At 65.2% G+C, this 10,535-nt stretch carries 10 protein-coding genes and 1 tRNA gene; 5 read left to right on the top strand and 6 right to left on the bottom strand.

Translation table 11 applies throughout. The features are described from left to right. The first annotated feature begins 6 nt into the window (after positions 1-6). Positions 7-83, top strand: a tRNA-Met gene (locus NF876_RS25155). Positions 84-404: 321 nt separating this feature from the next. Next, entirely contained in the window at positions 405-1,160 is a 756-nt protein-coding gene (locus NF876_RS25150) for a calcium-binding protein (RefSeq protein WP_262271187.1), read from the top strand. 250 nt (positions 1,161-1,410) lie between these two features. Here NF876_RS25150 and NF876_RS25145 read toward each other — a convergent pair whose 3' ends face one another. The 4 genes from NF876_RS25145 to NF876_RS25130 form a co-directional block, all read right to left on the bottom strand. Beyond that, complete coding sequence (locus tag NF876_RS25145) at positions 1,411-2,061, bottom strand: hypothetical protein (protein ID WP_262271192.1); 651 nt, start codon at positions 2,059-2,061, stop codon at positions 1,411-1,413. 235 nt (positions 2,062-2,296) lie between these two features. Next, entirely contained in the window at positions 2,297-3,121 is an 825-nt protein-coding gene (locus tag NF876_RS25140) for a carbohydrate ABC transporter permease (protein WP_262271191.1), read from the bottom strand. 2 nt (positions 3,122-3,123) lie between these two features. Then, positions 3,124-4,056: a carbohydrate ABC transporter permease gene (locus NF876_RS25135; RefSeq protein ID WP_262271186.1), complete on the bottom strand. Its 933-nt coding sequence runs from the start codon at positions 4,054-4,056 to the stop codon at positions 3,124-3,126. 42 nt (positions 4,057-4,098) lie between these two features. Then, positions 4,099-5,436, bottom strand: a complete 1,338-nt coding sequence (locus NF876_RS25130; protein ID WP_262271185.1) for an ABC transporter substrate-binding protein — start codon at positions 5,434-5,436, stop codon at positions 4,099-4,101. 79 nt (positions 5,437-5,515) lie between these two features. On the opposite strand from NF876_RS25130, the gene NF876_RS25125 reads away from it, so the two are divergent. From NF876_RS25125 to NF876_RS25115, 3 genes are read left to right on the top strand one after another with little or no spacing between them, the layout of a single operon-like run. After that, on the top strand, positions 5,516-6,463 hold the full coding sequence (locus NF876_RS25125; protein ID WP_262271184.1) for a dihydrodipicolinate synthase family protein: 948 nt from the start codon (positions 5,516-5,518) through the stop codon (positions 6,461-6,463). Then, complete coding sequence (locus NF876_RS25120) at positions 6,460-7,134, top strand: GntR family transcriptional regulator (RefSeq protein ID WP_262271183.1); 675 nt, start codon at positions 6,460-6,462, stop codon at positions 7,132-7,134. The genes NF876_RS25125 and NF876_RS25120 overlap by 4 nt, the downstream gene beginning before the upstream one ends. Before the next feature lie 3 nt (positions 7,135-7,137). Continuing rightward, entirely contained in the window at positions 7,138-8,058 is a 921-nt protein-coding gene (locus tag NF876_RS25115) for a PfkB family carbohydrate kinase (RefSeq protein WP_262271182.1), read from the top strand. Here the strand turns inward: NF876_RS25115 and NF876_RS25110 are convergent. Together NF876_RS25110 and NF876_RS25105 are read right to left on the bottom strand one after the other, a co-directional pair. Beyond that, entirely contained in the window at positions 8,025-8,957 is a 933-nt protein-coding gene (locus NF876_RS25110; protein WP_262271181.1) for an NAD(P)-dependent oxidoreductase, read from the bottom strand. The genes NF876_RS25115 and NF876_RS25110 overlap by 34 nt on opposite strands. 56 nt (positions 8,958-9,013) lie before the next feature. Further along, positions 9,014-10,528, bottom strand: coding sequence for a tripartite tricarboxylate transporter permease (locus tag NF876_RS25105; RefSeq protein WP_262271180.1), 1,515 nt, complete (start codon positions 10,526-10,528; stop codon positions 9,014-9,016). Positions 10,529-10,535 lie beyond the last annotated feature (7 nt).

Here is a 10,535-nt window from a genome sequence, read left to right as displayed (position 1 = left end):
CATTGCCGCGGGGTGGAGCAGCCCGGTAGCTCGTCAGGCTCATAACCTGAAGGTCACAGGTTCAAATCCTGTCCCCGCAACCAAATCACATAAGCCCTCGCGAGCAAACCGCTCCGAGGGCTTTTGCCGTTCAGCGCAAAGCAGACCAACCCGAATCCCACTGAAAAGCTGCAGCGGGTCGAGCCGGTGTGGCTCTCCGCTCATCGACCCACCTGCCCTCTTGAACCCGTCCCGCTCCCGGACGCGGCGCCCGTTCGCGTCATAGTGCAAAATATCCAGCGGCCGCCTCGGCATTTTCGGGCACGCCGACGGGGGAAGGCGTATAATGGCCGCCTGAGAAATCGATCTCCGACAAACGGCCCGGATCGTTTGCAGAATCCCGAGGGGCACCTTCGGAGGAAGTCATGACGACCATCTTTGGCGACGACTGGCCCAATCTTCTCGACGGCACGTCCCGACGCGACGTGATCTACGGCTTCGGCAGCGACGATGATCTCTACGGCTTCGGCGGGAACGACGACATCTACGGCAGCTGGGGCTACGACGTTCTGGTGGGTGGCAACGGCAACGACTACCTGAACGGGGGAGATGGTCCCGACGACCTCCACGGCGGGTCGGGCAACGACAGTCTCACCGGAGGCTACGGGTTCGACTTCCTGTTCGGGGACAGCGGCAACGACCGCCTGTCCGGCGGGGCGGATTACGACAACCTTTACGGCGGTTCGGGCCGGGATTCCCTCTCGGGCGGATCGAGCGACGATCTTCTCGACGGCGGCTCGGGGCAGGACAGGCTGACCGGTGGAACCGGCGACGACGCCTTCCAGTTCACGCGTAACTCGTCAGGCATCACCAGCACAACCGCGGACACGATCACCGACTGGGCTGCGGCAACCGACTGGATCGCCATGAGGATCGCCGGAACCTCTGCCAATTACCGCGAGGCCGCCACGGGCGCGGCGTCCATCGAAGAGGCGGCATCCCAGGCGGAGGCGACCTTCACGAGCGCCAGCATCGCTCATGTGTTCCTCTACAATGCCCAGACGGATACGGGCTACCTGCTGTCCGATCTCAACAACGACAACCGGTTCGAGACAGGCGTCATCCTGACGGGAGCCGGCAGTGCCGCGGACATGAACTACCGCTACATCATCAATCTCTAGAGCATCGGACCCAAAAGTGGACCCACTTTTGGGATCGATTCTGATGCTCAATCCCTTGAGCGGCGCACCGTCGACTGCGAAAAACCGGGTCCACTTTCTCGCACGGTGCGCTTGAGCATCGCGAGAAAGCGCACCGGTCTTCCGCCCGATGCGCTTTCGAGGAATGGAGCGCCGAAGCGCCGCGCCCGGTCCGGGATGACCCTTGGCGGCAGTTGCGGACGGGAAAGCAACCCGCCCGCCGCGGCCTGGCTCAGTAGTTGCAGACCTGCTGACGGCGGATGACGACCCGTCCATAAGGCCCGACGATGCGGCGGCGGACCCAGTAGCAATCTTCCCCATCGGCGACGGCGGCCGGGTAATATCCGTAGTACGGATAATCGTACCCATACCCATAGCCGTAATACGGATAGCTCAGCGCCCCGAGCGCCAGCCCTGCGGCCAAGACCCCTCCGTAATACGGGTAGCCGCGATAATAGTTGCGGTAATACGGATAGCCGCCGTAATAGCGCCCGTAATAACCCCGGTAATAGGGCCGGTACGCGCCGGCCACACCGCCATAAAAGGGAGCACGGAAGCCATAGCCCGGCCGGCCGATGGCACCCACCCGGAAGTCCCCGCGGCCGAGGCCGGGGCCGGCAATCGCTCCGCCTCTGAAGCCGCCCATCCCTCCCCGCGGGATGAACATTCTCGAACCGCCGAAGCCGCCGCCGAAGCCGCCGCCCCGGAAAGCGCCCCCTCCTCCAAATCCGCCGCCCCGGAAAGCGCCGCCTCCCCCAAATCCGCCGCCGCCGAAGCCGCCTCCCCGGAACCCGCCTCCGCCGAAGCGCTGGGCATAGGCATCGGCTGGAACGAGAAGTGCGCTCGCCGCGAGCGCCCCGATCGCCAAGAGAATCCTGTTCATCGCCATCCTCCCGTGTGTCGGCTCGTATGCTCGAGGCATGAGGCAGGAACCATCAGGGCGACGATGGTACATCCCTCCCGCAAGGCCGCTTGATCGTTCGGGACAAAAAACGAGAATTTTCGACCAGGGAGCATACCCATTCCGGCGATGTGTTGCGGCCCGAAACCCTTGACCGCCGCTGCGTCCGGCAGGGGCTGGACTCCCGACAGGGTGCCCGTCGCCTCTCCGCCCCGCTTCACCCGCCCTTCACGGCTCCGGCCGTGAGGCCGGCTACGATCTGGCGCTGGGCCACGATGGTGAGGACCAGGACCGGCAGGGTCACGATCAGGGCCGCGGCCGCCAGCGGTCCCCAGCTCAGCTGCTCGAAAGACAGCATGTTGTAGACGGCGACCGGCAGGGTCCTGGTCTCCCGGCCCGCCAGGACGACGCCGAACACGAAGTTGTTCCAGGAGAAGATCACCGCCAGGATGAACGCCACCGTGATCCCCGGCTTGGCAATGGGAAGGGCGATATGGCGGAACACGTCCCACCGGTTGGCGCCGTCGATGACGGCGGCCTCTTCAAGCTCGAGCGGCGTCGTTTCGAAATAGCCGATCATGATCCAGATGACGATGGGCACCGTGATCACGAGGTGGGCGATGATCTGTGGGAGAAGCGTGCCCATCAGCCCCAGCCACTGGAAGAGCAGGAACAGGGGGATGAGGTACGAAAGCCCCGGGGTCATGCGGGCGATGAGCACGACCACGGCAGCCTTGGTCGCCTTCATTCTGGCGATGCCATAGCCGGCCGGCACGCCGATCAGCAGGGCGAGCCCGGTGGCGGCGCCGGTCACGATCACGCTGTTGAGGAAGAAGAGCCCGAAGCGGTTCGATTCGAACACGCCCGTATAGTTCTTCCAGGCGAAGCGCTCCGGGATCAGGATCGGCGGATAGGCGGCGTTGTCGACCTCGAACTTGAGCGAGAGCGAAATCATCCAAAGGAAGAACAGGATTGCAGGCGATACCAGCACGATCCCGACGAACAGCAGGCCGAGCGAACGGGCGACTTTGCGAAGGTTCATGCTCATGCCTGAACGTCCATCCATTTCGTGCGCTGTCGAAGATGGAGCATGAGGAGAGACAATGCGATCACGATGGCGAAGAAGACGACCGCGATCGCCGATCCGTAGCCGACATCGTAATAGGCGAATGCCACGCTGTAGAGATAGAGGTTGATGGTTTCCGAGGCCGTGCCGGGTCCGCCCTGGGTGATCGCGTAGATGATGTCGAAGCTCTTCAGGGCGTCGATGGTCCGGATGATCACCGCCACCATGAGGAACGGGGCGATCATCGGCAGCGTGATGTAGCGGAACTGCTGAAGGATCGTCGCTCCGTCGATGGAGGCGCTCTCGTAGGGTTCCGTCGGGATGGCCGCGAGACCGCCCAGGACGATCAGCATGACGAGGGGCGTCCATTGCCAGGTCTCGACGAGAACCAGCGACGGGATCACCGTCGACGGGTTGAACACCCAGGCCTGGGGCCCGATGCCCACGAGGGACAGAAGATAGTTCAGCACCCCCAGCTGCGGATGGAACATCATCGTCCAGACGAGCGCGACGGCTACGGGCGTCGCCATCATGGGCATGACGAACACGCCGCGCAGAACTCCACGGAAGGGCAGACGGGAGTTGAAGATGAGTGCAGCCAGCGTCCCGAAGATCAGCGGCAGCACGACGGCCAGGATCGTGTAGACAAGGGTGTGGCCGACCGACGTGAGAAAGCGCTCGTCCGAGGCGAGACGCAGATAGTTGGACAGGCCGGCGAAGCGCCTCGCTCCGCCGACCGTCCACTCATGCAGGCTCATCCAGACCGTGAAGACCCACGGGAAGACGATCACCGACCCCACCACGGCCACGGCGGGCACGACGAAGGGCCAGTAGAGGCTCTTCGGGCTCGCGTCCGGGGCGGGTGCCGGCTCCGTCGCCGGCGTGACCTGGCGTTCAGCGATGGTGGCCATGGATATGCTCCGCCATCGTGATCATCTCCCGTCGGGCGCGCATCAGGCCTTCTCGCTGCGCTCGAGGATCGGCTTGAACTGTTCCGTCGCCTTCTTCATCTCGGCGGCCGGATCGCCGCCTCCCAGAAGATTGGTCAGGCCGATGCCGACGATGTCTCGGAACTCGGTGACCGGCTGGATGACGGGAAGGCCCAGCTTGCTGATCTTGCCCGATTCCACCACCGCGTCGATCCAGGCCGGGGGCATCTTCACGCCCTTGCGGGTCTCGGGATCGTTGAGGATCGACTGGCGGAACGGTACGCCGCCGCCCGCCTGCAGCAGGCGAGCGCCCATCAGCTTCGAGACCGCCCACTGGCAGTAGAGATACGCCGCCTCCTTGTTCTTGCTGGCGGCCGTGACCCCGATGCCGTCGCCGAATGTCGCCGAAGCCTGCGCCTTGGGGCCCCGCGGCATGACCCCGTAGCCGACCTTGCCGACGACCCGTGACTTTTCCGGATCCTCCAGCGGCGGCGCGAAGCCGACGCCGTCGAGCCACATGCCGATCTTGCCCTGCAGGAAGGCCGACTGACATTCCGACCAGTTGAAGCCGGCCACGCCCTGCGGGGCGGATTTGGTGAGAAGGCGCTGATAGAGTTTGGCGGCTTCGATGCCCTCGGGCGAATCCGTCATCAGGTTGCCGTTGGCATCGACGGGATCGACACCGTGGCCCAGGAGGAAGCTCGTCCAGACGGGGACATTGGCGTTCTTGAGGCCACGGGCAACGAAGCCGTAGGTCCCCTCCTTCGAATCCGTCAGGGCTTCCGCAGCCTTCACCATCTCCTCGAAGGTCTGCGGATAGGCGAGCCCCTTCTTGGCGAACAGGTCCTTGTTCCAGTACACCATCCAGTAATCGACCGAGAACGGCAGCGACAGCATCTGGCCCTGCGGGTTCTTGGCATAGAGCAGGCCGGCCTGGGAGAAGTCGCTCTCGGTGAGGCTCGGATCCGTCAGTTCAGGATTCTTCATGAAGCCGCTGATGTCGGCGAGCCACTTGGCCTTCTCGAACTGGCGCTTCTGCACATGGTAGCTGATATGCACCACATCGAAGCTCGGGCTGCCCGAGTTCAACTCGATCACGGCCTTCTGCCGCTGCTGCTGTTCGGGCGTCTGCTCCGACGAGACCTCGATCCCGGTCAGGTCGGTGAATTCCTTCTCGAACTTCTGCAGAACCTCGCCGCGCGGGCTCTTGATCAGGTTCACGCCGATCTTCGTGCCGGCGTATTTCTTCCAGTTCACGTCCGCAAAGGCAGGCGCGACGCCGCCCAGGCCGTATGCGGCGGTCGCGGCCGCCGTGCTTGCGAGAAATGTACGACGTGTAAACGATCCGCCCGTGGCAGCCATGATCACTTCCTCCGTATTTGAGCGTAACGGTCCGTTCGGACTCATTTCCGTGCTTGCAACCGATTAAGCACCATGTAACATGTTAGTGTCAACACAGCAGTTGCCCGGCTTCGCATCGAAGCTGTTCCTGGAGGCGCCCGTGTCGCTCAGCTTCGGCATCAGTCCTGCCCTCGTTACCCCCTTTCTGGACGGAAAGGTGGACGTTCATCGCCTGGCTTCCCATGCCAAGGATTGCCTTGCCCGGGGCTGCCGGACGGCGACCCTGTTCGGGACGACCGGTGAGGGTCCCTCCGTCGGCGCGACGGAGCGCGAGCGCGTCGCCCACGGAATGGTGGGACATGGGATCCCGGCCGAGAAGCTCGTGGAGGGCGTGATCGCCTGCTCGCCGGAGGAGGCCGCGTCCAGCACCAGCCAGGCGCTGCGTCGCGGAGCCCATGCGGTGCTGCTGGCACCGCCCTTCTACTTCCGCCCTGCCCCGGACGATGCCGTGCTCGATTGGTATTCGGCCGTGTTCGACGCCGTCGGCGGCGATCTTCGGGACATCATTCTCTACCACATTCCCGGCATGACCGGCGTTCCCCTGTCACACACGGTCATCGCACACCTGCGGGATCGCTATCCCGGGGCCATCCGGGGCGTCAAAGACAGCGCCGGCAGCCCCGAGGCCACATTCGCCCTCATCGAGGCCTTTCCCGAGCTCGACATCCTGGTCGGCGACGAAACCTATCTCGGGCGCGCCTGCGCGGCGGGCGCGGCGGGATCCATCTGCGGCGTGGCCAACGTTCTGCCGGAGGCTGTCATCGAGCTGGCGGAGAACGGACGGGACGACCCACGCATCGTCGCGCTGGTTCAGGAGATCTGCCGCCATCCCATCGTTCCGATGGTGAAGGCGCTCACGGCCCACGTGCGCAAAGACCCGGTCTGGGCGGTCGTCAGGCCCCCGCTTCCGACGCTGGACGAACGGACGACCGCGCGAGCGGTCTCTCTGCTCGAGCCGTTCGGGCCCGTGATCAAGGCCGTTGCATGAGCATCGCCCGCCCGGTCCCCCGCACGGAGATCAAGCTGCGCGAGCGGGCCTATGACGTCTTTACCGAACAGCTTCTGCGGAGCCAGATCAAGCCCGGTCAGTTCGTGACCCAGAGGGAGCTGGTCGCCCTTACCGGACAGCCTCTGGGCGCTATCCGCGAGCTGATCCCCCGGCTGGAAGCGGAAGGCTTGATCGTCACCGTCCCGCAACGCGGGCTGCAGGTTCTGCCGCTCGACATCACGCTGATCCGCAACGCCTTCCAGTTCCGGCTGATCCTGGAACGGGAGGCGATCGCCGTTTTCACCCAGACCGCCAGCGATGCCGCGATCGCACGGATCGAAGCCGCCCACCAGTCGATCGTCGACGCCGCCCGGGACGGCCTGACCCACCATCTGATCGCCACAGCCCAGCAGGTCGACCGGGAGTTTCACGAGACGGTGATCGACGACCTGAACAACGAGATCATTTCAAGAGCCTACCGGGTGAACTGGATCAAGGTTCGGCTCATCCGTCAGAGCGAGACGAGCCTCGACGAGGATCTCGTGATCCCGGTGATGCGGGAGCACCTCGCCATCATCGCGGCCATGAAGCGGCGCGACACCGCCGCGGCCGTGGAGGCCGCCATCGCTCACGTCATGAACGCGCGCGCGCGGGCGCTCAGGCTCGAATAGGCGATGAAGCGGAAACCGGTGATCTGTCTCGGATGCGCGTTCTGGGACACCATCTTCAAGATCGAGCGCATTCCCGGGCACGGAGCCAAGGTTCTGCCCGAGAAAGCCGTGCAGGTCGCGTCCGGAATGGCGACGGCCGCCGCGGTCACCATCGCCCGCCTCGGCGGCCATGTCGAGCTCTGGGCGCGCGTCGGGGACGATCCCACGGGCGAGAGCTTCCTGCGCGACCTGACGCATGAAGCCGTGCGCATCGATCGAATCCGCAGGGTTGAGGGTGCCCGGACGGCCTTTTCCACGATTCTCGTCGACCGTGAGGGCGAACGACTGGTGGTGCCCTACACCGACCCGTCGCTCGATCCGGATCCGAGCTGGCTGCCGCTCCAGGCAGTCGCCGATGCCGCGGCCGTCCTGGTCGACATGCGCTGGCCCGAAGGCGCACGGGCGCTCCTCGCCGAAGCGCGCCGTTGCGGGGTCCCGACCGTGCTCGACGCCGATGTCTCGCCTCCCGAGGCGCTGCGCGAGATGATGACGCTGGCAGACCACGTGCTGTTCTCCGAACCCGCCCTGCTCTCCCTGTCCGACCGTGGCACACCCGGCGAGGCGCTGCGGGATGTTGCGGCCGGGATCGAAGCGAATGTGGTCGGCGTGACGCTCGGCGCCGCCGGTGCCCTGATATGGCAGCGGGGCGGCTCGGGCGGCGACATCGCCACGGTCCCGTCGATCCCCGTCCGCGCCGTGGACACCTTGAACGCGGGCGATGTCTGGCACGGCACCTATGTCTATGGGCTGGTCAACGATTGGAATCTGGAGCCGAGGGTACGGATGGCCAACATGGCCGCCGCCATGAAATGCGAGCATTTCGGAGGGCGTCTCGGCTCTCCGACCCTCGATCAGCTTTTGGAGCGAAGTCGCGCCTCACCCTGAGAACCGGCCGAGGCTCCGGTCGGGTTTCGGCGCTCGAGTTCGACGAGGAGCCCGCTGTGGTCGAGATCGCCCGCATGCTCGAGCAGTCCGCGGAACAGGTCCGCAGTCAGGGCGGTATACGGCAGGGCGTCGAGGTCGATCCTGTCCGCCGCGTCGAGAGCGTTGTCGAGATCCTTGAGATGGGTGACCGAACGGCCCCTGGTGACGAAATCGCGCTCGACCATGCGCTGGCCGTGCAGTTCAAGGATGCGGCTTTCCGCGAAGCCCCCGCGAAGAGCCTCGCGGACCTTGGCCGGATCGGCGCCTCCGCGCTCGGCCAGCAGAAGGGCCTCCGCGACCGCCCCGATCGTCACTCCGACGATGATCTGGTTGGCGAGCTTCGCGAGCTGCCCTGCCCCGTGCGGTCCCACATGAACGGGGCGCCCCATGATCCCGAGGATCGGCTCGACCTTGCCGAAGATCTCGGCCTCGCCGCCGGCCATGATGGCCAGGGTGCCCTGCTCCGCTCCGGTGGTCCCACCGGAGACAGGGGCATCGACGTGATGGACGCCGCGCTCCTGAAGGCGCCGTGCGTGCTCCTGAGCCTCTGCCGGCTTGATGGAGCTCATGTCGACCAGGATGGCTCCGGGCTGCAGGGCTTCCGCAACGCCTTGAGAAAAGAGCACGTCCGTGACGATCCTGCCGTTCTCGAGCATGAGGATGACGATGTCGGCGTTGCTCACCGCATCGGACGCCGTCTCGGCCACGCGTGCACCGAAGGCGGCAAGCGCCTCCGCCTTGTCGCGCGAGCGGTTCCAGACCGTCAACGTATAGCCTGCGTCGAGCAGACGTCTCGCCTGGCGCGATCCCATGAGACCGATGCCAAGGAACGCCACGTCGGCGGAGGGTGATGGCGTCATCGGAAACTCCTTCAGGGCGGTCCGCGCAGGTCTGAGCGGACCTCTCGAGATCGGTCTCAAGCGACTGCCGACGAGGCCTTGGGCTTCACCAGGCGCCCGAGAGCGGTGCTCAGCAAGGGCCCGAACGCAAGCGCCAGTCCGATCAGCATCAGCGTGGCGACGAGGCCATTCGACCAGAAGATCGAGAGCGAACCCCGCGACATGATCATGGATTGCCGGAAAGCGTCCTCCGCCTTGTCGCCGAGCACCATGGCCAGGACGAGCGGGGCGATCGGATAATCCAGCTTCTTGAACAGGTATCCCACCACGCCGAAGGCGAGCGCCAGCCACAGATCGAAGGGCCGCCCCGCGACCGTGTAGGCGCCGATGAAGCACACGACGACGATCACGGGACCGATGATGGCGAAGGGAATGCGCAGGATCGAGGCGAAGAGCGGGATCGTGGCGAGCACCATGAGCACGGCCACGATGTTGCCGAGATACATGCTGGCGATCAGGCCCCAGACGAAATCCGGCCGCTCGACGAACAGCATCGGTCCGGGATTCAGGCCCCAGATCATGAGGCCGCCCATCATGACGGCCGCCGTTGCAGAACCGGGAACGCCGAGAGCCAGCATCGGCAGGATGGCGCTGCTGCCGGCGGCGTGGTCCGCCGTCTCGGGCGCCACGACGCCCTCGGGCTCGCCCTGGCCGAAACCTTCCTTGCGGCGCGACAGGCGCTTGGCCAGACCATAGCTCATGAAGGAGGCGGCGGTCGGTCCGCCCGGAGTGATGCCCATCCAGCACCCGATGATGCTGCTGCGCAGGAGCGTCACCCAGTAGCGGGGCAGGGTCGCGATGGTCCTGAACACGTCGCCGATCCTGACGCGGGCGCGGATGCCGTCGAAGCGCAGCCCCTCCTCCATGGTGAGCATGAGTTCTCCGATGCCGAACAATCCGATCACCGCGATGAGGAAGCTGATCCCGGAGAGTAGCTCGTTGAACCCGTAAGTGAGGCGCAGGCCGCCCGACACCGTGTCCATGCCGACCGAGGCGAAAGCGAACCCGAGGCCCATGGACACGATGGTCTTGAACGGAGATGCGGCGCCCAGCCCGATGAAGCTGGCGAAGGCCAGGAAGTAGACGGCGAAGTACTCGGGCGAGCTGAAGCGAAGCGCGAACTTGGCCACCCAGGTCGACAGCACGGTGATGAGGATCACGCCGACGAGAGCACCGAAGCCCGCGGACAGGAAGGCGAGCGTCAGCGCCTGCGTCGCCTGCCCCTGTCGGGCCATGGGATAACCGTCGAATGTGGTTGCGACGGATGAAGGCTCGCCGGGAATGTTGAAGAGGATCGACGTCGTCGATCCGCCGAACAGCGCTCCCCAGTACATGCTGGTGAGCAGGATGATCGCCGCAACCGGGTCCATGGTGAAGGTCAGCGGGAGCAGCAGCGACACGCCGTTGGGCGCACCGAGACCCGGCAGGACGCCGACCAGGATGCCCAGCAGAACGCCGACCATCATGAGCATGACATGGTAAGTCGTCAGGGCGACGCCGAATCCATGAAGGAGTGATGCGAAATTTTCCACGACCTGT

The sequence above is a fragment of the Microvirga yunnanensis genome (assembly GCF_025460875.1).
The sequence above is the reverse complement of the archived record's forward strand: the minus strand, read 5'-3'. Positions and strand labels throughout refer to the sequence as shown.

Excerpts from the sequence above, each read along its gene's own strand:
- NF876_RS25150 (WP_262271187.1), top strand. The coding sequence starts at position 405 with ATGACGACCATCTTTGGCGACGACTGGCCCAATCTTCTCGACGGCACG.
- NF876_RS25145 (WP_262271192.1), bottom strand. The coding sequence starts at position 2,061 with ATGAACAGGATTCTCTTGGCGATCGGGGCGCTCGCGGCGAGCGCACTT.
- NF876_RS25140 (WP_262271191.1), bottom strand. The coding sequence starts at position 3,121 with ATGAACCTTCGCAAAGTCGCCCGTTCGCTCGGCCTGCTGTTCGTCGGG.
- NF876_RS25135 (WP_262271186.1), bottom strand. The coding sequence starts at position 4,056 with ATGGCCACCATCGCTGAACGCCAGGTCACGCCGGCGACGGAGCCGGCA.
- NF876_RS25130 (WP_262271185.1), bottom strand. The coding sequence starts at position 5,436 with ATGGCTGCCACGGGCGGATCGTTTACACGTCGTACATTTCTCGCAAGC.
- NF876_RS25125 (WP_262271184.1), top strand. The coding sequence starts at position 5,516 with ATGTTAGTGTCAACACAGCAGTTGCCCGGCTTCGCATCGAAGCTGTTC.
- NF876_RS25120 (WP_262271183.1), top strand. The coding sequence starts at position 6,460 with ATGAGCATCGCCCGCCCGGTCCCCCGCACGGAGATCAAGCTGCGCGAG.
- NF876_RS25115 (WP_262271182.1), top strand. The coding sequence starts at position 7,138 with ATGAAGCGGAAACCGGTGATCTGTCTCGGATGCGCGTTCTGGGACACC.
- NF876_RS25110 (WP_262271181.1), bottom strand. The coding sequence starts at position 8,957 with ATGACGCCATCACCCTCCGCCGACGTGGCGTTCCTTGGCATCGGTCTC.